25 protein-coding genes are annotated in these 23,148 nt (G+C 71.0%); 11 read left to right on the top strand and 14 right to left on the bottom strand.

Annotated features, from left to right (window positions below; genetic code table 11):
- Positions 1-98 precede the first annotated feature (98 nt).
- Together Msi02_RS13610 and Msi02_RS13605 are read right to left on the bottom strand one after the other, a co-directional pair.
- Entirely contained in the window at positions 99-1,268 is a 1,170-nt protein-coding gene (locus Msi02_RS13610; RefSeq protein ID WP_239108383.1) for a sensor histidine kinase, read from the bottom strand.
- A complete protein-coding gene (locus Msi02_RS13605) occupies positions 1,265-1,918 on the bottom strand; it encodes a response regulator transcription factor (protein WP_204048675.1) in 654 nt (217 codons plus the stop codon). Before Msi02_RS13605 ends, Msi02_RS13610 begins: the two co-directional genes overlap by 4 nt.
- A 156-nt stretch (positions 1,919-2,074) precedes the next feature.
- On the opposite strand from Msi02_RS13605, the gene Msi02_RS13600 reads away from it, so the two are divergent.
- From Msi02_RS13600 to Msi02_RS13585, 4 genes are read left to right on the top strand one after another with little or no spacing between them, the layout of a single operon-like run.
- Complete coding sequence (locus tag Msi02_RS13600; protein ID WP_204048674.1) at positions 2,075-2,626, top strand: hypothetical protein; 552 nt, start codon at positions 2,075-2,077, stop codon at positions 2,624-2,626.
- Complete coding sequence (locus tag Msi02_RS13595) at positions 2,623-3,687, top strand: efflux RND transporter periplasmic adaptor subunit (protein WP_239108382.1); 1,065 nt, start codon at positions 2,623-2,625, stop codon at positions 3,685-3,687. Before Msi02_RS13600 ends, Msi02_RS13595 begins: the two co-directional genes overlap by 4 nt.
- The gene (locus Msi02_RS13590; RefSeq protein WP_204048673.1) at positions 3,684-4,460 is read left to right on the top strand and encodes an ABC transporter ATP-binding protein; all 777 of its coding nucleotides are present in this window, start codon (positions 3,684-3,686) and stop codon (positions 4,458-4,460) included. The genes Msi02_RS13595 and Msi02_RS13590 overlap by 4 nt, the downstream gene beginning before the upstream one ends.
- On the top strand, positions 4,457-5,653 hold the full coding sequence (locus tag Msi02_RS13585; RefSeq protein ID WP_204048672.1) for an ABC transporter permease: 1,197 nt from the start codon (positions 4,457-4,459) through the stop codon (positions 5,651-5,653). Before Msi02_RS13590 ends, Msi02_RS13585 begins: the two co-directional genes overlap by 4 nt.
- 28 nt (positions 5,654-5,681) lie before the next feature.
- Here Msi02_RS13585 and Msi02_RS13580 read toward each other — a convergent pair whose 3' ends face one another.
- From Msi02_RS13580 to Msi02_RS13555, 6 genes are all read right to left on the bottom strand, one after another.
- The gene (locus Msi02_RS13580; RefSeq protein ID WP_239108381.1) at positions 5,682-7,064 is read right to left on the bottom strand and encodes a serine hydrolase domain-containing protein; all 1,383 of its coding nucleotides are present in this window, start codon (positions 7,062-7,064) and stop codon (positions 5,682-5,684) included.
- Positions 7,065-7,150: 86 nt separating this feature from the next.
- A complete protein-coding gene (gene add, locus Msi02_RS13575) occupies positions 7,151-8,098 on the bottom strand; it encodes an adenosine deaminase (RefSeq protein ID WP_204048671.1) in 948 nt (315 codons plus the stop codon).
- Positions 8,099-8,320: 222 nt separating this feature from the next.
- Positions 8,321-9,166, bottom strand: coding sequence for an alpha/beta fold hydrolase (locus Msi02_RS13570; RefSeq protein ID WP_204048670.1), 846 nt, complete (start codon positions 9,164-9,166; stop codon positions 8,321-8,323).
- A complete protein-coding gene (locus Msi02_RS13565; RefSeq protein WP_079314004.1) occupies positions 9,163-9,600 on the bottom strand; it encodes a MarR family winged helix-turn-helix transcriptional regulator in 438 nt (145 codons plus the stop codon). The genes Msi02_RS13570 and Msi02_RS13565 overlap by 4 nt, the downstream gene beginning before the upstream one ends.
- Positions 9,601-9,700: 100 nt before the next feature.
- On the bottom strand, positions 9,701-10,750 hold the full coding sequence (locus Msi02_RS13560; protein WP_204048669.1) for an endonuclease/exonuclease/phosphatase family protein: 1,050 nt from the start codon (positions 10,748-10,750) through the stop codon (positions 9,701-9,703).
- Between the two features lie 23 nt (positions 10,751-10,773).
- On the bottom strand, positions 10,774-11,355 hold the full coding sequence (locus tag Msi02_RS13555; RefSeq protein ID WP_239108380.1) for a M15 family metallopeptidase: 582 nt from the start codon (positions 11,353-11,355) through the stop codon (positions 10,774-10,776).
- Between the two features lie 162 nt (positions 11,356-11,517).
- Between Msi02_RS13555 and Msi02_RS13550 the strand changes: the two genes are divergently transcribed.
- Together Msi02_RS13550 and Msi02_RS13545 are read left to right on the top strand one after the other, a co-directional pair.
- Positions 11,518-12,213, top strand: coding sequence for a response regulator transcription factor (locus Msi02_RS13550; RefSeq protein ID WP_204048667.1), 696 nt, complete (start codon positions 11,518-11,520; stop codon positions 12,211-12,213).
- Between the two features lie 55 nt (positions 12,214-12,268).
- Positions 12,269-13,294 (top strand): sensor histidine kinase, encoded by a 1,026-nt coding sequence (locus Msi02_RS13545; protein WP_275414132.1) that lies wholly within the window; start codon positions 12,269-12,271, stop codon positions 13,292-13,294.
- A 61-nt stretch (positions 13,295-13,355) separates the two neighbouring features.
- Here the strand turns inward: Msi02_RS13545 and Msi02_RS13540 are convergent, their stop codons facing one another.
- The gene (locus Msi02_RS13540; RefSeq protein WP_239108390.1) at positions 13,356-13,853 is read right to left on the bottom strand and encodes a winged helix-turn-helix transcriptional regulator; all 498 of its coding nucleotides are present in this window, start codon (positions 13,851-13,853) and stop codon (positions 13,356-13,358) included.
- Positions 13,854-13,947: 94 nt separating this feature from the next.
- Between Msi02_RS13540 and Msi02_RS13535 the strand changes: the two genes are divergently transcribed.
- Together Msi02_RS13535 and Msi02_RS13530 are read left to right on the top strand one after the other, a co-directional pair.
- Positions 13,948-14,649: an SDR family oxidoreductase gene (locus Msi02_RS13535; RefSeq protein WP_204048664.1), complete on the top strand. Its 702-nt coding sequence runs from the start codon at positions 13,948-13,950 to the stop codon at positions 14,647-14,649.
- A gap of 37 nt (positions 14,650-14,686) precedes the next feature.
- Positions 14,687-15,112, top strand: coding sequence for a tautomerase family protein (locus tag Msi02_RS13530; RefSeq protein ID WP_204048663.1), 426 nt, complete (start codon positions 14,687-14,689; stop codon positions 15,110-15,112).
- 76 nt (positions 15,113-15,188) lie between these two features.
- Here the strand turns inward: Msi02_RS13530 and Msi02_RS13525 are convergent, their stop codons facing one another.
- A complete protein-coding gene (locus Msi02_RS13525; protein WP_204048662.1) occupies positions 15,189-16,133 on the bottom strand; it encodes an alpha/beta hydrolase family protein in 945 nt (314 codons plus the stop codon).
- A gap of 215 nt (positions 16,134-16,348) precedes the next feature.
- Here Msi02_RS13525 and Msi02_RS13520 point away from each other — a divergent pair, with 215 nt between their 5' ends.
- On the top strand, positions 16,349-16,939 hold the full coding sequence (locus Msi02_RS13520) for a TetR/AcrR family transcriptional regulator (protein ID WP_079314013.1): 591 nt from the start codon (positions 16,349-16,351) through the stop codon (positions 16,937-16,939).
- Positions 16,940-16,962: 23 nt separating this feature from the next.
- Here the strand turns inward: Msi02_RS13520 and Msi02_RS13515 are convergent, their stop codons facing one another.
- From Msi02_RS13515 to Msi02_RS43215, 3 genes are all read right to left on the bottom strand, one after another.
- Entirely contained in the window at positions 16,963-17,730 is a 768-nt protein-coding gene (locus Msi02_RS13515; RefSeq protein ID WP_204048661.1) for a glucose 1-dehydrogenase, read from the bottom strand.
- Between the two features lie 58 nt (positions 17,731-17,788).
- On the bottom strand, positions 17,789-18,166 hold the full coding sequence (locus tag Msi02_RS13510) for a DUF2255 family protein (RefSeq protein ID WP_204048660.1): 378 nt from the start codon (positions 18,164-18,166) through the stop codon (positions 17,789-17,791).
- Positions 18,167-18,438: 272 nt separating this feature from the next.
- Positions 18,439-18,651: an alcohol dehydrogenase catalytic domain-containing protein gene (locus Msi02_RS43215; RefSeq protein ID WP_239108379.1), complete on the bottom strand. Its 213-nt coding sequence runs from the start codon at positions 18,649-18,651 to the stop codon at positions 18,439-18,441.
- A 375-nt stretch (positions 18,652-19,026) separates the two neighbouring features.
- Between Msi02_RS43215 and Msi02_RS44510 the strand changes: the two genes are divergently transcribed.
- Together Msi02_RS44510 and recD2 are read left to right on the top strand one after the other, a co-directional pair.
- A complete protein-coding gene (locus tag Msi02_RS44510; RefSeq protein WP_373308267.1) occupies positions 19,027-19,200 on the top strand; it encodes a hypothetical protein in 174 nt (57 codons plus the stop codon).
- Between the two features lie 253 nt (positions 19,201-19,453).
- Positions 19,454-21,709, top strand: a complete 2,256-nt coding sequence (gene recD2 / locus Msi02_RS13495; RefSeq protein ID WP_143737131.1) for an SF1B family DNA helicase RecD2 — start codon at positions 19,454-19,456, stop codon at positions 21,707-21,709.
- Between the two features lie 36 nt (positions 21,710-21,745).
- On the opposite strand, the gene Msi02_RS13490 is transcribed toward recD2, so the two are convergent.
- Positions 21,746-22,840, bottom strand: coding sequence for a hypothetical protein (locus Msi02_RS13490; protein WP_204048659.1), 1,095 nt, complete (start codon positions 22,838-22,840; stop codon positions 21,746-21,748).
- Between the last annotated feature and the right edge of the window lie 308 nt (positions 22,841-23,148).

Below are 23,148 nucleotides of genomic sequence, written 5' to 3'. Positions count from 1 at the left end.
AGTTAGAACAACCCATATTTTACTGATCAGTAGGGAGCAAACCCGGCAGAGCCGGGTAACCGGCCGCAGAGCGATCATCGATTGCAGGAGAACCCGGCTCACCTCGGCAGGCGTACGGTCACCGCCAGGCCGCCCTCCGGCCGGGCGAGCGCCTCCACCCCGCCGCCGTGCGCCACGGCGATGGCCCGGACGATGGACAGGCCCAGCCCCGCCCCTCGGGCGGAGCGGACGCGGTCGCCGCCGAGCCGCCGGAACGGCTCGAACAGGTCGTCCACCTCGTACGGCGAGACCAGGGGCCCGGTGTTCTCCACCGTCACGCTCACCCCGGCCTCGTCCTCCCGCAGCCGGATCCAGACCTCTCCGTCGCGCACGTTGTACTTGATCGCGTTCTCCAGCAGGTTGACCAGGCAGCGTTCGAGGAACAGCGGGTCGCCGTGCACGACCGCCGGGCACAGGTCCTCGTGGACGACCACCTTCCTGCGGCGCGGCTGGAGGTCGATCTGCTCCATCGCCATTCGGACGATGTGCCGCAGGTCGACCGGCTTGCGGGCGGTCAGCTCCTGCTCCGACTGCGCCAGCATGAGCAGGCCCTCGATCAGCCGCTCATACCTCGCGTTGGTGCCGAGCAGCGCGCGAGCCAGCGCCTTGAGGTCCTCCGACGCCGCGGGCTCCTCCAGCGACACCTCCAGGACCGTACGGTTGACCGCGAGCGGGGTGCGCAGCTCGTGGGAGGCGTTGGCGATGAAACGGCGCTGGGCGTCGAACACCCGGTGCAGCCGGTCGAGCATCGCGTCGAAGGTGTCGGCGAGGCGCTTGACCTCGTCCTGCGGGCCGCGCAGCGCGATCCGCTCGTGCAGCGTGCTCTCCGACAGCCGCTGCGCGGTCTCGGTCACCCGGTCCAGCGGGCGCAGCGCGCGGTCGGCCACCAGGTAGCCCAGCACCACCGCGACGGCCCCGACCAGGATCATGACCATCACCGACGAGCGGAGCACGTCGCTCAGCACGTCGGCCGCCCCCTGCTCGACGTTGCTGCGCACCTGCTGCGCGAGCACGTCGCTGTCGGGCAACCTGCCCCTGAACACGGCATCGGGGGCGCCGGTCACCTTCGACGCCACCGCCACCACGAACCGCTGGTTGAGCGCCCGCGCGGTCAGCAGGTGGGTGAACCACAGCAGCACCGACCCCGCCAGGAAGAACAGCCCGCCGTACAGCAGGGTGAGCCGCATCCGCAGGCCGAGCCTGCTCCACAGGGACAGGACACGGATCACAGCCGATACCCCCGGCCCGGCACGTTCTCGATCACGGCGGGCTCGCCCAGCTTGCGGCGCAGCGAGGTGATCGTGACGCGCAGCACGCCCGTGCCGGCGTCGGCGTGCTCGTCCCACACGTTCGCGCGCAGCCGGGCCGAGGTCACCAGCCCTCCGCCGGCCCGCATGAGCTCGTGCAGCACGTCGAACTCCTTGCGGCCCAGCGCCACCTGCCGCCCGTCCCGCGTCACCGTACGGCGGGCCGGGTCGAGCCGGATCCCGGCCCGCTCGATCACCGCAGGCACCGCCCGGGGCGAGCGTCGGGCCAGCGCCCGGATCCGGGCCACCAGCTCGGCGAACGCGAACGGCTTGACCAGGTAGTCGTCGGCGCCCAGAGACAGGCCGCCGACCCGGTCCCGCACCCGCCCGGCCGCCGTCAGCATGAGGATGCGGCTCGCCCCACTGGCCGTGACCAGCTCCCGGCACACGTCGTCGCCGTGCACCTCGGGCAGGTCGCGGTCGAGCACGACCACGTCGTAATCGACGTAGGCGGCCAGCTCGAGCGCCTCCTGACCGTCGTAGGCCACGTCCACCGCGATGGCGTGCAGCCGCAGCCCCCGGGCGACGGCCTCGGCCAGCTGTTCCTCGTCCTCGACCACGAGCACCCGCATCCCAACCTCCCGCTCGGCTCCGAGAGTGGCGCAGTCGGTGTTAGCCGCGGATAAGCGGATCTCGCTTATCCGCGTTTAGCACCGCCTCCGCTGAAGTTGGGCCCCGTCCCGGGCGAACGCCCCGGATGAGAAGGAACGACAGAGGAGGAACGACCCATGCGCTTACGACCGCTGCGCCCCCTGGGCCCGGCACTGGGGTCCACACTGGGTCTCACACTGGGGCTCGCACTGGCGCTGACCGGCTGCGGCGCGGCCCCCGCGGACGACGGGATCGCCAGCGCGGGCGGCGCCACGTCGGGCACCACGTCGGGCGCCACGGCCAGGCCGTCGGCCACCGTGGACCGCCAGGAGGCCCAGCTCAAGTTCGCCCAGTGCATGCGCGAGCACGGCGTGGACATGCCCGACCCCGATCCCGACGGCCGCGTCCGGATCATCGGCAAGAAGGGCGACGAGGCCACGATGCAGAAGGCCATGCAGGCCTGCCAGCACTTCATGAAGGACGCGGTCGGCGACAAGCTCGGCGGCGACGATCCCCAGGCGCGCGACCGGATGCTCAAGTTCGCCCAGTGCATGCGCGAGCACGGCGTCGACATGCCCGACCCCGAACCCGGAAAGGGGCTCCAGGTCAAGATCAAACCGGGCCAGGAGAAGGCGATGGAAGAGGCGCAGAAGGCCTGCGAGGAGTTCGCGCCGGGGAGGAAGCCGTGAGGAAGGGCCTGGTGATCGCGGGCGCCGGAGTCCTCGCCCTGGCCGCCGCGGGAACCGCCGTCGCCATGGCGGGCGGCGACGGCGCCGGCGCGGCCGAGCCGTCTTCGCCCCCGGTGCCCGCCACCGCGTCGATCACCCGTCAGGACCTGGTCGACACCAAGACCGTCGAGGGGTCGCTGACCTACTCCGGCGAGCGGCAGGTGAGCACTGACGCCTCCGGCACCGTGACCTGGGTGCCCGCCGAGGGCGCGGTCGTACGGCGCGGCCGCGCGCTGCTCAGGGTCGACCGCAGGCCGGTGGTCCTCATGTACGGCTCGCTGCCGATGTACCGCCCGCTACGGCAGGGCGTCGACGACGGCCCCGACGTCGAGCAGCTCGAACGCAACCTCAAGGTCCTCGGCTACGGCGACGACCTGACCGTGGACGACCACTTCAGCTACGCCACCTACCTGGCCGTCAAGGAGTGGCAGGACGACGCCGGGCTGCCCGAGACCGGACAGGTGGACGCCTCCCAGGTGGTCTTCCTGCCCGCCGCCGCCCGGGTGACCGACGCCAAGGTCGAGGTCGGCGACAGGACCACCCCCGGTCGTCCGGCCCTCACCGTGTCGGGCGTACGGCGGCTGGTGCACGTGGACCTGTCCACCGACGACCAGTCGCTGGCCAGGAAGGGCGCCAAGGTCACCGTGGAACTGCCCGGCGGCGAGCGGGTCACCGGGAAGATCACCACGGTCGGCACGGTGGCGGAGGCGGTCCCCTCCGGACAGGGCCAGGACGAGGGCAGCACCATCGACGTCGACATCACCCTGAGCAAGACCCCGAAGACCCGCCTCGACAAGGCCCCGGTCGAGGTGGAGCTGGTCAGCGAGCGGCGCGAGAACGTGCTGGCCGTGCCGGTGGAGGCGCTGCTGGCCCTGCGGGAGGGCGGCTTCGGCGTCGAGGTGGTCGAGGGCGCCTCCACCCGCGTGGTCCCGGTGGAGCTCGGCGCCTTCGGCAGCGGCATGGTCGAGATCACCGGCGCCGGGCTCACCGAGGGCATGAAGGTCGGGGTGCCCGCCACATGAGCATCCCGCAGCCCGAGCAGCCCTACGTGGTGGAGCTGCGCGAGGTGACCAAGGACTACGGCGGCGGCGTACGGGCCCTGCGCGGGGTGGACCTGCTGGTCGAACCCGGCGAACTGGTCGCCATCGCCGGGCCGTCCGGCTCCGGCAAGTCGACCCTGCTGCACCTGATCGGGACCCTGGACCGGCCCACCACGGGCACCGTACGGATCGCCGGGCACGACGTGGCCGGGCTATCCGACCGCGAGCTGTCCGCGCTGCGCGCCCGCCACCTGGGCTTCGTCTTCCAGCAGTTCCACCTCGCGCCCGGGGTGAGCGCGCTGGACAACGTCGCCGACGGCCTGCTGTACACCGGCACGCCGCTGCGGGCGCGGAGGGAACGCGCCGCCGCCGCGCTGGAGCGGGTGGGCCTCGGCCACCGGCTGGGCCACCGCCCCAACCAGCTGTCCGGCGGCGAGCAGCAGCGGGTGGCGGTGGCCCGCGCCGTGGCGGGCGACCCGCCGCTGCTGCTGGCCGACGAGCCGACCGGCAACCTGGACTCGGCGGCGGGCGCCGAGGTGCTGGGCGTCCTGCGCGACCTGCACGCCGCCGGCACGACGATCGCGGTCATCACCCACGACCCCGATATCGCCGAATGGTGCCCCCGGCAGGTGCGCGTACGCGACGGCCGCGTCGTCGCCGACGCCGGGGCGGGCGCCGGACGCCGCCCTCCCGGAGCGAACCCCAAGCTGCCGGATGCCGAAACCGCGGGGGCGGCGAAGGGAGCACCACGATGAACCGTCAGCGGCTGACCCCCGCCAGGCTCGGGCCGTCCGACGTCCTGCGGACCGGCGCGGCCGGGCTGCGCACCCGCCCCGCGCGGGTGGTGCTGTCCGCGCTCGGCATCGCCATCGGCATCGCCACCATGATCGCGGTGCTGGGCATCTCGTCCTCCTCCCGCGAGCAGTTGCTGCGCCAGCTCGACCGGCTCGGCACCAACCTGCTCACCGTCGCACCGGGGCAGACGATGTTCGGCGAGGAGGCCAAGCTGCCCGTGGAGGCGCTCGGCATGGTCCGGCGCATCGGACCGGTCCGCACGGCCTCGGCCACCGGCACGGTCGACACCACCATCCGCCGCACCGACCGCATCCCCAAGGCCGTGACCGGCGGCATCGCCGTCCAGGCCGCGACCGCCGACCTGCTCACCACCCTGGAGGGCCGGGTCGTCAAGGGTGCCTGGCTGAACGCCGCCACCGAGGCGCGGCCCGCCGTCGTGCTGGGCGCCAAGGCCGCACAGCGGCTCGGCATCACCAGGATCGGCGTACAGGTCTGGATGGGTGAGCGGTGGTTCACCGTCGTCGGCGTCCTGGGCCCGATGCCGCTCGCCCCGGAGATCGAGCGCTCGGCGCTCGTCGGGTTCCCGGCCGCCGAGAAGTACCTGGGCTTCGACGGCCACCCGACCACGATCTACGAGCGGTCCGCCGAGGAGTCGGTGGAGGCCGTACGTGCCGTGCTGCCGCGCACGGTCAATCCGGAGAACCCGGAGGAGGTCACGGTCAGCAGGCCCTCCGACGCGCTGGCGGCCCGGGCGGCGGCCGCGAGCGCGTTCACCAACCTGCTGCTCGGCCTCGGTGCGGTCGCGCTGCTGGTCGGCGGGGTCGGCGTGGCCAACACGATGGTGATCTCGGTGCTGGAGCGGCGCAAGGAGATCGGCCTGCGCCGCTCGCTGGGCGCCACCCGCGGGCAGGTGCGCCTGCAGTTCCTCGCGGAGTCGCTGCTGCTGTCGGCGCTCGGCGGGATCGCGGGCGCGGTGCTGGGCGGCCTGGCCACCGCCGGCTACGCGCTGTCGCGCGGCTGGCCGCCGGTGGTCCCGGCCTGGGCGTTCGCGGGCGCCGTCGGCGCCACGCTCGTCATCGGCACCCTCGCCGGCCTCTATCCGGCGATGCGCGCGGCCCGGCTGTCGCCGACGGTCGCGCTGGCCACCACCTGACCGGTCGCCTGGCCGGTCAGGCGACGGGTCACCGCCAGCCGGCCGGGTCGACGCCGCCCGGCACCGGGGCCGCCGGGTCGTACGGCTCACGCGTGAAGATGAACGTGTTGAGGTCGAGGTGGGTCACCCCGCCGGGGGAGCGGACCACCCGCAGGGTCTCCCCGGCGTAGTAGCCGTCGAGCCCCACCCAGGTGCCGTCGGTCCGGGCGGTGAACCGGGAGGCGCGGCCCTGCCCGTTCACCGGGGTCAGCGAAAGGCCCCGCTGGGGCAGGACCCGGAGCACGTACGGCGTCGGCCCCCAGTACCACGGCCCGGTCAGCGCCAGCAGGTCCTCGTCCACGGGGGAGGGCGACCACTCGGCCGGCAGCGGCGGCTCGTGCTCGGCCAGGATGTCCAGCAGGGCGGTGTCGAGGTTGCGCACGCCCGAGGTGGTGTTGGCCATCCACAGCACGGCCACGCCGTCGGCGGGGTCGGCCCACACGGTGGCGAGGAAGCCGGGCATCGACCCGGTGTGGCCGGCCAGCCGCCGCGGGCCGCCGGGCCCGATGTGCCGGGCCAGTTGGAGGCCGAGCCCGTAACCGCGGGTCCAGGTGTCGCCGTCCTCCACGACGGCCGGCTCGCGCATCTCCGCGACCGTGGCCGGGCGCAGCACCTCGCCGGTGTCGCCGCCGATGAAGGCCGCCCACCGGGCCAGGTCGGCCGCCGTGGACCACATCTGCCCTGCGGGGGCCATGGCGCCGTGGTCGTTCTCCGGCTCCGGCAGCAGTGCGTCGGCCCACGGGTGCACGGCATATCCGGTGGCGTGCGGCGCACGGGGGCGCGGGGTGGTGTCGCGCATGCCGAGCGGCTCCAGGATCTCCTCGCGTACGACCTCGTCCCACGGCGCCGACCGCTTGCGCGCGACCAGCTCGCCGAGCAGGGCGAACCCGAGGTTGGAGTAGTGGTAGCGGCGGCCGGGCCGGTGCCGTGCGGACTCGGGGCCGAGCGCGGCGACCAGGTCGCCCACCGGCACGCCCGGGGTGCGCTCCCACCACTGGCCGGGCGACTCGGCGGTCAGCCCGCCGCTGTGCGACAGCAACTGGGCGACCGTGACGTCGCCCAGCGGTGTGCCGGGCACGTGCTTGTCCAGGGGGTCGAGCAGGTCGAGCCGGCCCTCGTCGCGCAGCCGCATGACGGCGGTCGCCACGAGGGTCTTGGTGATGGACCCGATGCGGTACTGGGTGTCCCGGGTGGGCGGCTCCCCGCCGACCCGGCCGCGCGCCCCGAACCAGGCGATCTCACCGCCCCGCACGATCGCCGCCACCAGCGACGGCACCCGTGCCTCCGCCTGCTCGGCCGCCAGCCTGCGCAGCAGTGCGCGGGCCGTCCCCTCCAGCACCATTTCCGGTCGTCCCCTTTCCGTGATCCGCACCAGGCTAGCGTCCCGCCGCCCGTGCGGCCCCGGAGTCGGCCCAGACCGCGCATCGCCTCGGGGACGCGGCGCGGGGGAGCGGGCTTTCATCCGCTCAGCCAGTGGCCGATCTCGGCGTTGACCTGTGCCTTCACCTCCGCAGGTGCGAAGCTCGCCTCGACCGAGGCGCGGGCCAGGTCCGCCAGTTCGGCGTCGCCGCACCCGAAGATCTCCCGGGCGCGCTCGTACTCCGCCGCCAACGACGTCTCCCCGTCGGTGTTCAGGGTGACCATCAGACCGGCCTCGACCAGGCGCGGCAGCGGGTGCTCCGCCAACGACGGGACCAGCCCGAGCAGGACGTTCGAGGAGGGGCAGACCTCCAGCGGCAGGCGGCGTCTCCGCAGTTCGGCCACCAGATCCGGATCCTCCAGCACCCGGATGCCATGGCCGATCCGTTCCGCGTGCCCCACCGTCAGGACCTCCCAGACGCTGGCCGGGCCGGCCGTCTCTCCGGCGTGGTGCACCAGGTGCAGCCCCGCCTCGCGGGCGGCCTGCAACACCTCGGCGAACGGCGCCGCCGGATAGGCCTCGTCTCCCGCCAGGCCGATGGCGATCACCTGCGGGTGCCGAGCGGCGAGCTTGAGGCTGCGCCACAGCCGCTCGGCGGAGCGGCGGCGGGAGTGGTCCAGGATCACCCGCGTCTGGATGCCGTACCGCTCCGCACCGATGGCGAGTCCCTCCACCACGCCCTCCAGCGGCATGTCCGGATCGCCGAGACGCTCCCCGTGAGCCGCCGCCGTGAAGGTGACCTCCGCGTAGCGAACGCCTTGAGCCGCCTCGTCCTGGCAGAACTCCTCGGCGATACGACGGAAGTGCTCGTAGTCGCGCAGCAGCGCGCGCACCGTGGCCCGCTGGTCGGCGAACTCCCTGAAACCGATGAACGGCCGGTCCTGGACGGGCGGCTCGCCTCCCAGATCGCGGATCGTGGCGGGACGGACGGTGCTCTCCAGGTGAGTGTGCAGGTGAGCCTTGGGCAACAGGCGGAGATCTCTCACGGCAGAACCCTAAGCAATCGGCGTCCGCCGTACGGACATGATTTTGACCTGCGGAAACGTCGGCCGCGCACGGCTGGTGCGCGGAAACCGGCGACGCCGCTCAGCCGATGGGCGGACGCGCGCCGGGACCCGTTCGTCGCCTCCTCCGCGAAGGGCCGGCGTCCGGTGGGCAGGCTGAAGGCATCCTGGGCGAAGAAGGTGTCCGGCCGATCGGACTGATCCTCATAGGAGGAACGGCAGAGCCCGCTCGGCCACGACCGGGCCCGATTTCGGTTCCGTCGGCGACAGATGGCCGAGGCCGTCGATCGTCTCGAGGGCGGCGTCGGGAAGGGTGTCGCGGAGCATGGCGAACTCCGCCCGGTGCTCGGGCTTGGAGCGGCCGCCGACGAGGAGCAGCACCGGGGTGGTGACCTCCGCGAACTCGGTGAGCCGGCCATGCTGCGCGGCGAGCTGCTCGTGCTCGGCCAGGCATTCCCCCAGGAGGGACCGCATGCGCTCCCAACTCGGCCCGCGCACCACCAGGCGCATCACCGTGCGCAGATACCAGTGCGGCAGCATGGTCATGAAGGCCGGCGCGCCGCCGGAACCTCGGATGAAGTGGACGAACGCGCCGTAATGGTCGCCTGCGGCCAGCCGTTCCCGGAACGGGGCCATCCAGCCGGTGGGGACGGGGGAGCAGGGCACTCCGGGCTCGTAGACCGCGATGCGGTCGAACAGCGGGAACGAACGCGCGGTCTCCAGGACGACGAGCCCGCCGTAACTGTGTGCGAACGCCAGCCGGGCCCCGGTCGCGGCCTGGACGGCCCGCAGGTCCTCCACCTCCTTGGCCAGGGAATAGTCGGGTCCCTGGGGCCCGCTGGCGCCGCGTCCGCGCCGGTCGACGACGTGCACCGTGAACGAGCGGGCCAGCGTGGCGGCCAGCGGCAGGTAGTCGTCCGAGGTTCGCAGCGTGCCGCCCAGCACGATGAGATCCGGCCCGGCGCCCGTCGTCTGATAACCGATCGCCGTGCCGTCGGCCGACCGGACCGTGCCCCGGCGTAAGGCCGGGATGTCGATGTTCCGGCTCACTTGCCCGCCTCCCGCTCCAGCCGGTCGAACGTCGCCAGCAGGCGCGCGGTGTGCTCGGCGTACTCGGCGTACGGCACACCGCTCTCCGCGACGACCGCGGCCAGCCGGTCCTCGAACTCCTGCCGGATGGAAGCCACCCGCCGCTTTCCCTCGTCGGTGAGGCTCAGCCGCCGGCGGTTCCCCCCGCCGGGGTCAGGCCGGACGTCGAGAAGACCGTCGGCGGCGAGGACGGCCGTCATGCGGCTCACCGACGGCTCGGTCACGCCGAGGTATTCGGCCAGGGTCCGCTGCGTCGAGGCCCCCAGTTCTCCCACCAGGGTCAGCGCCAGGAAGCGGCTGTAGGAGATGTCGTGCTCCGCCCGGAGGATCCGGTCGGCCGCCCGGTCCAGCCGGGCGGTGAGCACGTGCAGATTGAGGCTGAGGTTCCGTTCCATGGCTCATAACTTAGCCTTCTAACTTAGCTACTGCAAGTCTCTACGCCGGCAGATCCACACGGGGTGCTGCGGACTTCGGTTCCGGTGCGGCGTGGGTGGTTCACCAGCTGATTCCGGCCGCCACCGGCAGGTGGTCGCTGCCGGTGGCCGGCAGCACCCACGAGCTCTCCGGCTCCACGCCGCGGACCAGGATCTCGTCGGCCCGCACCACCGGGAAGGACGCCGGCCAGGTGAAGCCGAAGCCGTCCCCGGCCGCGTTCTGGGCAGAGCGCATCTGTGCGGTGATGCCGGCGAACGCGCGGTCGTCCATGGTGCCGTTCAGGTCGCCGAGCAACACCACCCGCGTGTTCTTCTCGGCGGCGATGGCCTCGGCGAGCGCCTGCACGCCGATGTTCCGCGAGGCCGTCCAGAAGCCCGCCTTGGGATTCACCCGTACGGACCCCAGGTGCGCCACATACACCGTCAGCGGCCCGTGGTCCGTGGCCACCGTGGTGCGCAACGCCCGGTTCGGGGCCGTCTTCTTGCCGGCCGGTATGGTTTCCGCCAGTGGCCCGTAGTTCATGACGTCGATCGGTTGGGTGTCCGACAGCGGCAGCGTGCTCCACAGCCCGACCGTGCCCAGCACGGTGTGGTAGGGGTAGGTCTTCGCCAGTTCCTTCTCGTACGTGCCCGTCGTCTGCGGGATCAACTCCTCCAGCGCCAGCACATCCGCCCCGGAGGCGGCCAGTTTGCGGGCGGTGCCGGCGGGGTCGGGGTTGGCGGCGCCCACGTTGTGGCTGGCCACGGTGAGGTCGGCGACCGGGTGGGACTTGCCGATGAACCGCCCGCCGAAGAGATGCACCCACACCACGACCGGCAGCAGCAGCGCGGCCACCGCAGAGGCGGAGCGGCGCCACAGCGCCCCGGCCAGCAGCACCGGAACGCCCAGGCCGAACCACGGCAGGAAGGTCTCCACCAGGCTGCCGAGGTTCCCGGGCCGGTTCGGGATCTTCGCGTGCAGCAGCATGAGCAGGCCCAGCAGCAGCGCCAGCGCTGCAAGCACCAGGCCACGCCTCCAGGGTTCCGGCCGGGAGCCGACCAGGATCACCCGGCGGACGCCCGCGCGCCGGCGGCCGGCGCCGCCCTGCCCGGACTCCGCCCTGCCCACCATTGCCTGTCCTCGCATCCTGTCGGTCAATTCCGCATCCTCGGGTCCTGGGTGGGGTCGGCGTACATGCGCGGGCAGCCGTGATCGACCGCTTCTGGGCGTAGTTCGTAGTGCCAGGGTTCGTTCCTGTAGATCTGGCACAGCCCGTACTCGGCCCCGTTTTTCGACAGCCACACCGCGGCATCGGGGTGCCCGATGTCGACCGCCTCTCCTTTCACGTGTAACGAGGTCGCCGCGGTTGCCACCCATCGGGCGGCCTCTTTCTCGGAGCCGTACTTGGCGACCGCTTCGCGAAGAAGCTGATTCTGGTACGCCGGGGAACGCCAGCCGCTGTTGACGTAGAATTTGATTCCGTCATTCGCGGCGTCCGTCGCGGCCCGGCGGAGCGCCTCGAGGAGATCGGGATTGAGGTTGGCCACGGCCGGAATCGCGTCGTCGAAAACCGTGACACCGTCGGGGACGACACCGTCGGCCTCGCCGAGCGGACCACGGTGTTCACGGCGAGGAACATTTGAAGGCGATGCCGCGGGTAAGGACCGCGACGCGGCCGAGGAGGGCGAGGAATTCCGCGACTGATGGCCGAGGGCCGCGCCGATCAACGCGATCACGAATATCAGGCCGGCGCCGAGAATCCAGTAAATCCCGCGGGACGCTTTTCGCGTCGAGGCTGATAAGTGAGACATGCTGCCAGTCAAGGCAGCGTGAAGTTGCCGGCACGTATGGAATTTTCGATATGCCGACGATATGCGCCGGCCCGTAGCATCGATCGTATGCGTGTGTTGATCGTCGAGGACGAACCCTTTCTCGCGGAGGCCATCCGCGCCGGCCTGCACCTGGAAGCGATCGCGTCCGACATCGCGGGCGACGGTGACACCGCTCTGGAACTGCTGAGCGTCAACGCCTACGACATCGCCGTCCTCGACCGTGACATCCCCGGGCCGTCCGGTGACGAGATCGCCAAACAGGTCGTCGCCTCCGGCAGCGGCATGCCGATCCTCATGCTCACCGCTGCCGACCGTCTCGACGACAAGGTCTCCGGGTTCGAGCTCGGCGCCGACGACTACCTCACCAAGCCCTTCGAACTGCGGGAGCTCGTCCTCAGGCTCAGAGCGCTCGACCGCAGACGTGCCCACAACAGGCCGCCCGTGCGAGAGATCGCCGGTCTGCGGCTGGACCCGTTCCGCAGAGAGGTCTACCGGGACGGCCGCTATGTCGCGCTGACCAGGAAGCAGTTCGCCGTGCTCGAAGTCCTCGTCGCCGCCGAAGGCGGTGTCGTCAGCGCCGAGGAACTCCTGGAGCGGGCGTGGGATGAGAACGCCGACCCGTTCACCAACGCCGTGCGCATCACGGTCTCGGCACTGCGCAAGCGTCTCGGCGAACCCTGGATCATCGCCACCGTTCCCGGCGTCGGCTACCGCATCGACACGCAACCAGAGGCCGGACACGAGGGAGGCGACCGTGGATAGAGCGCCCGGGTTGAGCGTTCGCCTCAAGCTCACCCTGAGCTACGCCGGATTCCTCATGCTCGCCGGCGCTCTGCTGCTCGCGGCGGTGTGGATCTTCATCCTGCGCCACCTGCCCGGCTACACGAGTGTGCCCGGGGGAGTGCTGGTCCGCTCGACCCTCCTGCGGGACTTCGGGTCGGCCGCGGGCGCGGTGCTGTTCTTCCTGCTGATGTTCGGCCTCGTCGGAGGGTGGATCCTCGCCGGCCGGATGCTCGCCCCGCTGGCCCGCATCGCGGACGCCACACGCATGGCCACGAACGGGTCACTCTCCCACCGAATCCGGCTACCGGGCCGCAAAGACGAGTTCCGCGAACTCGCCGACGTCTTCGACGGCATGCTCGAGCGGCTCGAAGCGCACGTCGCCGAACAGCGGAGATTCGCAGCCAACGCCTCTCACGAGTTGCGCACCCCGCTGGCGATCTCGAAGGCACTTCTCGACGTGGCCCGCACCGATCCGGACCAGGACACCGGCGAAGTCATCGAACGCCTCCACGCCGTCAACACCCGGGCGATCGACCTCACTGAAGCATTGCTCCTGCTCAGCCGCGCCGACCAGCGATCCTTCACCCGGGAACCCGTCGACCTGTCTCTCCTGGCGGAAGAAGCCGCCGAGACCCTTCTCCCCCTGGCGGAAAGGCGCGGCGTCACCATCGAGACCTCCGGTGACATCACCCCCGCCATCGGATCACAAGCGCTCCTGCTGCAGCTGACCATGAACCTCGTGCAGAACGCGATCGTCCACAATCTGCCTGAACAGGGCACCGTGTGGGTGAATACCAGCGTCCGCCCCAAGACTGTGGTGCTCACCGTCGAGAACACCGGCGAGAAGCTCACCCCACAGCTGGTCTCGACGCTCACCGAACCATTCCGGCGCGGCACCGAGCGCATACACACCGACCACGCAGGCGTCGGTCTCGGCCTGGCGATCGTCAAAACCATCACCCGGGCACACGACGGAACGCTCACCCTCACCCCGCGCCCTGCCGGTGGGATCCGCATCTCTGTGGAGCTACCCGCGGCAGCCCCGCACACCGGCAGGTGAAGAATCACAGGGAGGTCGCGGCGTCCCAGGTCAACGGCGGGACCGTTCATCTGGGGGATTGCTACGGGGACCCCTGCCAGTCGCGCCGCCAGGCGGGGTTCAGCCGGATCTCGATGTCGTCACACGTGGCCTCCGGCGTCGGCTCGGCAGTTACGCGGACCCGTATCGGGCGGCCGGTGCCGGCCTCGACGAACGACAGGGGCGGGCGGCCTTCCTGCAGGTAGGTGTCGCCCCACTGGATCAGCGACAGGAACACCGGCAGCAGGTCCTCGCCGGCCTCGGTCAGCCGGTACTCGTCGCGGGCCCGGCTCCCCGGCTCCCGATAGACGACGGGCGCGACGATCCCCGCGGCCTTCAGCTGTTTGAGTGCCCGCGACACCGCAGGCGCCGAGGCCCCGATCCGCGTCACGAAGTCGTCGAACCTGGTTGTGCCATAAAAGCATTCGCGGACCACCAGGAACACCGTCTTGGTGCTGAGCAGGTCCAGCACCCGCCCCGCCGAGCATCCGTCGCCGATCGACCATGCGTCCCGGTCGCGCAGCCGTTCCTCGAACTCCATCGTCACCCCGCCATTGTAACTAACGCTTGCGTTATCCAGCCTGGCGTGCTTGAATCCCCTCACTAACGGAATCGTTACTCAGGGGGAGATGGCCGTGGTCGCGGTAGCGGGCAAGGTGGTTGTGGTGACCGGGGGCCGGCGTGGACTCGGCGCGGCGCTGGTCGACGAGGTGCTGGCGCGCGGGGCGCGAAAGGTGTACTCGACCGCGCGCTCGGCGTACACCGACGACCGTCCGGAGGTGGTCACCGCCGAACTGGAGGTCCGCTCGGCGGCGTCGGTCGCCGCCCTCGCGGAGGTCGCCACCGACGTCGAGATCGTCTTCAACAACGCCGGGATCCTGCTGCCGGCTCCACTGCTGACGGGTGACTTCGAACGCGCCACCGAGACGTTCGACGTCAACGTCTTCGGGCCGCTGCGGATGGCACGGGCGTTCGCGCCGATCCTGGCCGCGAACGGCGGCGGCGCACTGGTGAACATGCACTCCGTGCTGTCCTGGCTGGCCGGCAGCGGCGCCTACGGGGCGTCCAAGGCGGCGGCGTGGTCCCTTACCAACTCGCTCCGGCTCGAACTGGCCCGGCAGAACACCCAGGTCGTCGGAGTCCACGCGGGGTTCATCGACACCGACATGGTCTCCGCCATCGAGTTGCCGAAGGCGACGCCGGCCGAGGTGGCCGCGCGGATCGTCGACGGCCTGGAGGCGGGGGCCACGGAGGTCCTCGCCGACGACGTCACCGTCGCCGCCAAGGCCGCGCTGTCCGGCCCCGTGGAGCGCCTGACCATCTCGGCCGCCCGCTGACATCGCATCCCGACACCCGACGGAGTAGCGAACCGCCATGCCACTGTGGACCATTCATCACACGCCCGGAATCTTCACCGATGAGGAGAAGCAGCAACTCGCCTCCCACATCACCGACCACTACGAACGGGTCGGGCTGCCCCGGTTCTACGTGATAACGCTGTTCCACGAGACCCGGCCCGAGGATTTCTACGTCGGCGGGGAGCCCACCCCGGTCGGGGTCCGCATCGTCGTCGACCACATCGCCCGCCGCAACCCCGATCGGGAGAGCCGGCGCAGGACCGCCCAGTGGATCAAGGGCATGCTGCAGCCCCACCTCGAACGGAACGCAGGGCTGCACTGGGAGTTCCACGTCGACGAGACCAGCGACGACCTGTGGATGATCAACGGGATCGCGCCGCCTCCGGCTGGCTCGGACGCCGAGAAGCTCTGGGCTCGGAGCAACTCGGCGTCCCCCTACTGACCGTGCCGCCCGTACGTCGTCTCCGGAGGCGCGTTCCCCACCCGGTGAAGGGGCGCGCGGTGTGTTCGCCGGGGAATCACCGGGATTCGATCCGGCCCAGCGGATCATCGGCCTCCGCCAGAGCGGCGCGCGCCGCCGGCCAGCTCGAATCCTCGATGCCGAGCACGGTTCGGAGGTAGGCCCACGTGAGCCGCCGGATCAGGGCGACTCGTCCGGGGTTCTCGTCCGTCGTCTCCGTGACGTTGTATCCGGAGATCCCGCCGAGCGAGTGTTCCGCCCCGAACAGAGTGAGCAGGCTCTTGCCGCCCGGGCTCAGGAAGTACGCGTCGGTGAACCAGTCCGGCCCCCGGACCGACAGCAGGGACTGGTCGCGATCTCCCGCGACCACGAGGGCCGGTGTGCTCATCTCCGCGAAGCTCGGGTTCATGAACGGGAAGTGCTCGGCGGCGAACGGAGTCAGGTCCGCTCCGCCCGTGCCGGGGAGGGCGAGCAGCACACCCGCTTTGATCCGTGAATCGGACATGTCCTCTCCCGGCTCGCCCTCGGCGCCGAGCACGCGCGCGCCCAGGAGCATGCTCGCCGTCTGGGCGCCCCAGGAGTGCCCGGCCACCGCGATGCGGCCTCGGTCGAGACGCCCGCCGAGGCCGGGAACGGAATCCTCGACGAGCTCCAGCCCGTCGAGGACGCGCTTCAGGTCCTCGACCCGGAAACGCCAGATCAGCGGCGTACGGGGATCGTCGGGAGGAAGGTTCAGCGTCCTCGAGTCGAGATGGGTGGGCTGGATCACCACGAAGCCATGGGCGGCCCAGAAGTCGACCAGCGGGCCGTAGCCGTCCAGCGACCCGCCGAAGCCGTGCGAGAAGACGATGACCGGCAGTTCTCGTCCGATCGTCGGCGCGGACACGCGTACGCGCAGATCCTCGCCACGGCCGGGGGCCGGCAGCACCACCGGCTTCACGGAGACGACCGGATTGGGCACGCTGACGGCCAGGTCCGGAACCGCCAAGGTTGCTTCGCTCATGGATGGTCTTCCTTTCAGTCTTTTCGAACACCGGCAGCGCCGAGTGAGGGGGGCCACCGGGGGTCCGAGCGAGGGGATGCGGAAGCGTGGTGGCGACACATGGCTTGGTCGTCGGCTTCCTGCTCTGGCATCATGAGCAAACGGGACCGTGTCCCGTTTTGACGATACGGAACCATGTCCCGTTTAGCAACTCGGGTAGTGGAGGGAGCCGCGCGATGAACGACAGCGACCGGGGCGCGGGGCGTGCGGCCCGGCCCAGACGGGCGGACGCACGGCGCAACGAGAAGACCCTGCTCGACGCGGCCGCCGCGGTCTTCGTCGCCTCAGGCGTGGACGCGCCCGTACGCGACATCGCGGCCAAGGCCGGCGTCGGGACGGCCACGATCTACCGCCACTTCCCGACGCGAGCGGACCTCATCATCGCCGTCTACCGGCACCAGGTCGAGGCATGTGCCGAGGCCGGGCCTGCACTGCTGGAGACCAGCGCGACCCCTTACGCCGCACTGGAGCGATGGATCGGCCTCTTCGTCGACTTCCTGGTCACCAAGCACGGACTGGCCGCCGTGCTGCGTTCCGACGACGCCGGCTTCGACGCCCTGCACGCCTACTTCCTCGACCGCCTCGTGCCCGTGTGCACCCGGCTGCTCGACGCCGCGGCCGCCGCCGGCGAGATCCGCGCCGACATCCCGGCCATCGAACTCATGCGCGGCGTCGGAAACCTTTGCATCGGCGCGGAAAACGACCCGCACTACGACGCGCGCCGGCTGGCCGGACTGCTCATCGCAGGACTACGCCTGCCGCGCTAGCCGCCCGGACGTTCGCCGCGATCTCAGTGGGCGGTGAATCCGCCGTCCACGGGCAGGGCGACGCCGATGACGAAGGCGGCGGCCGGGCTGCACAGCCACAGGACGGCGTTGGCGATCTCGTCGGCGGTGCCCAGGCGGCCGATGGGCTGCTGCTTCATGATTTCGGCCATGGCTTCGGCCTGGCCTTCGAGCATGTCGGCAACCATCGGGGTCTCGATGACGCCGGGGCACACGGCGTTGATGCGGATGCCCCTGGGGGCGTATTCCACCGCGGCGCTCTTTGTCAGGCCGATGACGCCGTGCTTGGAGGCGTGGTACGCGGCGCGTTCGGGCAGGCCGACGAGGCCGCCGAGGGAGGAGCAGTTGACGATCGCGCCGGAGCCTTGGGTGCGCATTTGCCGCAGTTCGTGCTTTTGGCACGTCCAGATGCCGCGCAGGTTGACCGCGTTGACACGGTCGAAGTCCGCGGCCGTCTCGTCGGCGGCGTCGGCCGGAGGGGCCTGGACGCCGGCGTTGTTGTAGGCCATGTCCAGGCGTCCGAAGGTTTCCACGGTGCGGTCGACGGCGGCGGCGACCTGGTCTTCGTCGGTGACATCGCAGACCAGGGCCAAGGCCTGGCGGCCGGCGTCGGTGAGCTCCTTGGCGGCTTGCTCCACGGCGCCTGCGTTGATGTCGACCAGGGCGACAGCGGCGCCAGAGGCGGCGAAGGCGCGGGCGGCGGCCAGGCCCATGCCCGAGGAGGCGCCGGTGACGAAGGCGACCTGTCCGGAGAAGTCGTAGGCGGGATTCACTTTTGGTGCTCCTTCATCTCACGGAGTGAGGTAAGTGGGTGGTCGTATCGATGGATGGTCAGGGCCGAGGGATGAGACGCAGCGTCGTCGCCCTGGCATCGTCGGCGACCATCGGCTCGACGTAGCCGCTGTAGTGCCCGTACTTGGCGCGGTACGCCGCGTCGACCTGGTCGTTCACGCGGGGATCGGCCACCTCGCAGAAGGTGACCTCGGCGTCCACGCCGCCTGCGGAGATGCGGCCCTCGTGGGTGTCGTGGGCGGTGCGCCACCAGCCGCCCCGTACGCCGCGCCAGGAACGTACGTACAGGTCGTCGCGATAGCGCACGACCCAGATGGTGGTCGGGCGGCGGAGGCTTCCGTCGCTGCGGCGAGGCGCGACGCGAAGCTCGTCGGCAGTGGCGATGCGGTCCAACTCGTCGCTGTTCCACGTGCTCATGGCATGGATTCCTTCACTGTGCGAGGTGTGGGGCAGGGGCCTCGGCGTTCTCCCGGACGCGCGGCGGTCCCATCGCGCGGCGCTCGTCCATCGCCCGGTAGCCCTCGGCCACCTGGTCCGGGGGAAGAGGGTGAGGTCGAAGACCTTGCCCGGGTCGATGGCGCCGGTCAGGACCCGGTCGAAGACACACTCTCACCGGGCACGCCGTCGGTGGCGACCAGTGTGCCCTGGGCGTTGGGGATGCGGACGTAGTCGGCCTGGCAGGTGCTCATTTACTCGCGGTTCAGGCAGTTGGACTGGAAGCCGTTGCGGCAGTCGGCGCAGGTGTTGTCCGAGGTCGCGCACGACCCGACGACGAACTGTCCCGGCTTGACCGCGGTCACCTCCGAGCTGGCCTCCTCCACCCAGCCGACGTACTCGTGCCCCATCCGATGCGGCTCGCCGGTCGGCTCGACGCGCGGTAGGGCCGCAGGTCCGAGCCGCACACGTATGTCACCGCGGTGCGGATGATCGCGTCGGTGGGGTGGAGGATCTTCGGGTCGTCCAGGCTCTCCAAACGGATGTCGCCGGGGCGTGGATCAGTGCTCTGCGCATGAAAGAGGGTCCTTCGCGTAATGGGACGGGCGCGCCAGCCCAGTCCTCGACCGGGTGCGTGGCGGCGCCGCGTGCGGGTGGGAGCCCAAGGCGTCAGGTAGCCGACCGCCAGGACCGGGTAGGAGCCCCTCCGGTCACCGGCTTCTCATCCGGCCAGAGGAGCACACCTTGTAGGTAACCCCCTGTGGCCGCGCGTAACCAGGCACAGCCAAGGGGTGTACTGGCAGTCCACCCCTAGAACCGCAGGCAGGACGTACCGTCGAGGGGTGGACAACCGTGACGAGGTCCGCGAGTTCCTGACCTCGCGGCGCGTGAAGATCATCCCCGAACAGGCCGGGCTGCCGTCGGGTTCCCGGCGCCGGGTGCCGGGTCTGCGCCTGCTCGCCTCCTGGGCCGCCACTCCTCAGAGGCCCTCACCCGCACCACCCACCAGCAGTTGACCCAGCACCTGCGCCATCCCGTTCACGCCGACATGCCCGTCCAGGCGCTGATGGACACGTTCGACCTCCAGGACCTGCGGGAGCTGCCGGGCCGGTCCGCCCCCGGCTCGGCGGCCGCTGCCTTCGCGCGTGGCGGGATTCTTGCAGGTTACGGAGACCTTCGATGTCGCGGCCGTAGGGCTCTTCGACGGCCGTCCCCGGCGGCGCCGGTTCCGGTCAGGAAGGTCCCGCCATGTGGGAGACAATGCGACCCATGACGAATCCTCCCGGAGGCGCCGCGGGCAGGCCGCCCGGCGTGCAGCTCGACGCCGTGCTGGAGCGGATCACGTACGCCAACGAGGAGACCGGCTACACGATCGCCAGGGTCGCCACCGAACGGTCCGGCACCGAGCTGCTGACCGTCGTCGGGCCGCTGCTCGGGGCGCAGGTGGGCGAGTCGCTGCGGCTCACCGGCCGCTGGGGCTCCCACCCCAAGTACGGCAGGCAGTTCGAAGTCTGGTCGTACACCACGGTCCTGCCGGCGACGATCCAGGGCATTCAGCGCTACCTGGGCTCCGGGTTGATCAAGGGCATCGGCCCGAAGATGGCCGAGCGGATCGTGGACCACTTCGGCACCGACACGCTGCGGGTCATCGAGGAGGAGCCCAAGCGCCTGGTCGAGGTCCCCGGCCTCGGGCCCAAGCGGACCAAGATGATCGCCGCCGCCTGGGAGGAACAGAAGATCATCAAGGAGGTGATGATCTTCCTGCAGGGCGTCGGGGTGTCCACCTCCATCGCCGTACGCATCTTCAAGCAGTACGGCGAGGACTCCATCGACGTGGTCCGCAAGGAGCCCTACCGGCTCGCCGACGACGTGTGGGGCATCGGGTTCAAGACCGCCGACACGATCGCGCAGGCCGTGGGCATCCCGCACGACAGCCCCGAGCGGGTCAAGGCAGGGCTGCGCTACACGCTCTCCCAGGCCGCCGACGACGGCCACTGCTACCTGCCCGCCCCCAACCTGGTCGCCGACGCCGTCAAGATCCTTGAGGTGCCGCCCGACCTGACCTCCGCCTGCCTGGAGGAGCTGGTCGCCGAGGAGGGCGTGGTCCGTGAGGAGGTCCCGGCCAGGGGGAACGGCGAGAACGGCGACGAGAACGGCGAGAGCACCGTCCCCGCGATCTACCTCGTCCCCTTCCACCGTGCCGAGCTGTCGCTGGCCGGCACGTTGCGCACGCTGCTGACCTCCGGCCACGACCGGCTCGGGGCGTTCGCGGACGTGGACTGGCCGGCCGCCTTCGACTGGCTGCGCGGCCGGACCGGCGCCGACCTCGCGCCCGAGCAGGCCCAGGCCGTACGGCTCGCGCTGACGGAGAAGGTCGCCGTCCTGACCGGCGGCCCCGGCTGCGGCAAGAGCTTCACCGTGCGCTCGGTGGTGACCCTCGCTCGCGCGAAGCGCGCCAAGGTCATCCTCGCCGCCCCGACCGGCCGGGCGGCCAAGCGGCTGGCGGAGCTGACCGGCCACGAGGCCACCACCGTGCACCGGCTGCTCCAGCTGCGCCCCGGCGGGGACGCCACCTTCGACCGCGACAACCCCCTCGACGCCGACCTGGTCGTGGTGGACGAGGCGTCCATGCTCGACCTGCTGCTGGCCAACAAGCTCGCCAAGGCGGTCGCCCCGGGCGCGCACCTGCTGTTCGTCGGCGACGTCGACCAGCTTCCCTCGGTCGGCGCCGGAGAGGTGCTGCGCGACCTGCTGGCCGCCCCCGGCATCCCCCGGGTGCGCCTGACGCAGATCTTCCGCCAGGCGCAGGAGTCCGGGGTGGTCGTCAACGCCCACCGTGTCAACACCGGCCAGCACCCCCTGGTCAGGGAGTTCCCCGACTTCTTCCTGTTCCCCTGCGAGGAACCCGAGGAGATCGCCGCCCTGACCGTGGACGTGGTCGCCCGGCGCATCCCCAGGAAGTTCGGCCTCAACCCGCGCAGGGACGTACAGGTGCTGGCGCCCATGCACCGCGGCGCGGCCGGCGCGGGCGCGCTCAACATCGCCCTGCAGGAGGCGCTGACCCCCGCCCGTGAGGGCATGCCGGAGCGCCGGTACGGCGGGCGGGTCTTCCGCGTCGGCGACAAGGTCACCCAGCTGCGCAACAACTACGACAAGGGCGCGGCCGGGGTGTTCAACGGCACGGTCGGCGTCGTCACCGCCATCACCCCCGAGGAGAGCAAGCTGACCGTGCTCACCGACGAGGACGAGAACGTCGACTACTCCTTCGATGAGCTCGACGAACTCGCCCACGCCTATGCGGTCAGCATCCACCGTTCCCAGGGCAGCGAGTATCCGGCCGTGGTCATCCCGCTGGCCACCAGCGCCTGGATGATGCTGCAGCGCAACCTGCTCTACACCGCCATCACCCGGGCCAAGAAGCTCGTGGTCATCGTCGGGTCGCGGCGGGCGCTCGGCCAGGCCGTGCGCACGCGGGGGGCGGGCCGCCGCCACACGGGGCTCACCCACCGCCTCCGCGTGCCCTGATCTGCGTCCTGGCCGGCGCGCCCGCCCCGGGCCTCGTCAGTACGCCGAGGTGTAGGTCACGAACGACGGCTGGTCGACCTGGGTGGTGCCCTTGTAACAGACCACGTCACGCACGTAGACATCCGAACCCGAGGTCGTCCACAACGTGAGCAGGTTGCAGTACTCCGGCCCGGGGCCGAACGCCGTCACCTGCACGTTGTTGGGCGTCGCCCCGACCCTGGGGAAGTACACCAGGCGCATGCCGGTCCCGGCCGTCCGCACCGTGTTGACCCCAGCCTGGGAGTTGTAGTTGACCCCGGGCGGGACCGGCGCGTACGGCCCGGGGTTGGCCGGGGTGTTGTCGAAGGTGTAGGCGAACAGCTTCGGCGGCGCGAACGCCCCGGTGATCGCCCGCTCGCGATGGTAGGTGAGGGTCCAGCCGGTGTCGTACGGCTTGTCGGCCACGTCGTGGCACAGCACCTGGATCTTCTGCCCGTTGGGAGACCAGCCCCAGTCTCCCACCTTGCACCGCGCCGGCTTGCTGGAGTCGACCGCGGTGACCTGGATGTTCCCGGCCTGCACCAAGGAACCGAGTCCCGGCAGCCAGACGGTCCAGTTGCCGGTGGAGTTGGGGAAGACGGCGTTCGCGCCGAGCGCGGAGTTGTAGTCGGAGGCGATGGACGTGCCGTCCCAGTAGACGTAGCCGTACGCCTGCGTCGCCGAGGCCAGCGCCCCGCTGCTGCTGGCGAAGACGATCGAGAAGCGCGCGTAGACGGGGGTTCCGCCGTACTTGTAGCAGCGCACCGCCACGATCTCGTCGGAGCCGGCCTGCCCCCACTTCTCGATCTGGCACCACTCGGCCGACTGCGAGATCGCGGTCACGTGCGCGATCCCGCCCTTGGGGATGCCGATCTTCGGGAACCGCACGAAGTACTCGCCGGTGCCGCCGGGCGAGACGCTGACTGTCGGCCCGGGCGCCCAGCTGCCCGCCTGGTAGGCCAGGTTCGGCACCCCGGAGGTGACGTCGACGTAGGCGAATCCCCACACGTCGGGAACCGCCGCGTTCGCGGCCCCCGCGCCGGCGGCGGTGCCCGCGGCGACCATCGCACACAGCAGGAGTAATCGAGTGACCACGGATCGTAACAGGCGCATGCCGTCCTCCATCGCGGTGGTGCCCAGCGGGCGTACGAGATGTCGACGCCGGAGTGGCCCGGCGCGTGGTGCCCAGTCGTGGAGCCGTGGAACGCTCTCGGGAGGGCGCGGGGATCACAATCGCCCTCCCGCCCTGTGATAACCCGCGCGCCGATCGTTGAGAAGGCCCAAATGCCCCCGGGCCGCCGGGCGCCAGCCCGGCCGTGAAACGTTCATCGTTCGACCGGAGCCGAAGGATCGCGGCCCTAGCCTGCCGGAGAGGCGACGACCACCACGGAAGGGGGAAGGGGGCAGGCCTCCACGCGCCC

Source organism: Microbispora siamensis, from assembly GCF_016863095.1.
In the GTDB taxonomy this organism is placed as follows: Bacteria; Actinomycetota; Actinomycetes; order Streptosporangiales; family Streptosporangiaceae; genus Microbispora; species Microbispora siamensis.
Note: the sequence above shows the minus strand (reverse complement) of the source record. Positions and strands in the feature narration are given on the sequence as shown.

Coding starts and splice junctions, on each gene's coding strand:
- Msi02_RS13605 (WP_204048675.1), bottom strand. CDS start 1,918: ATGCGGGTGCTCGTGGTCGAGGACGAGGAACAGCTGGCCGAGGCCGTC.
- Msi02_RS13600 (WP_204048674.1), top strand. CDS start 2,075: ATGCGCTTACGACCGCTGCGCCCCCTGGGCCCGGCACTGGGGTCCACA.
- Msi02_RS13590 (WP_204048673.1), top strand. CDS start 3,684: ATGAGCATCCCGCAGCCCGAGCAGCCCTACGTGGTGGAGCTGCGCGAG.
- Msi02_RS13585 (WP_204048672.1), top strand. CDS start 4,457: ATGAACCGTCAGCGGCTGACCCCCGCCAGGCTCGGGCCGTCCGACGTC.
- Msi02_RS13565 (WP_079314004.1), bottom strand. CDS start 9,600: ATGGAACGGAACCTCAGCCTCAATCTGCACGTGCTCACCGCCCGGCTG.
- Msi02_RS13560 (WP_204048669.1), bottom strand. CDS start 10,750: ATGGTGGGCAGGGCGGAGTCCGGGCAGGGCGGCGCCGGCCGCCGGCGC.
- Msi02_RS13550 (WP_204048667.1), top strand. CDS start 11,518: ATGCGTGTGTTGATCGTCGAGGACGAACCCTTTCTCGCGGAGGCCATC.
- Msi02_RS13545 (WP_275414132.1), top strand. CDS start 12,269: ATGCTCGCCGGCGCTCTGCTGCTCGCGGCGGTGTGGATCTTCATCCTG.
- Msi02_RS13540 (WP_239108390.1), bottom strand. CDS start 13,853: ATGGAGTTCGAGGAACGGCTGCGCGACCGGGACGCATGGTCGATCGGC.
- Msi02_RS13530 (WP_204048663.1), top strand. CDS start 14,687: ATGCCACTGTGGACCATTCATCACACGCCCGGAATCTTCACCGATGAG.
- Msi02_RS13525 (WP_204048662.1), bottom strand. CDS start 16,133: ATGAGCGAAGCAACCTTGGCGGTTCCGGACCTGGCCGTCAGCGTGCCC.
- Msi02_RS13520 (WP_079314013.1), top strand. CDS start 16,349: ATGAACGACAGCGACCGGGGCGCGGGGCGTGCGGCCCGGCCCAGACGG.
- Msi02_RS13510 (WP_204048660.1), bottom strand. CDS start 18,166: ATGAGCACGTGGAACAGCGACGAGTTGGACCGCATCGCCACTGCCGAC.
- recD2 (WP_143737131.1), top strand. CDS start 19,454: ATGACGAATCCTCCCGGAGGCGCCGCGGGCAGGCCGCCCGGCGTGCAG.
- Msi02_RS13490 (WP_204048659.1), bottom strand. CDS start 22,840: ATGCGCCTGTTACGATCCGTGGTCACTCGATTACTCCTGCTGTGTGCG.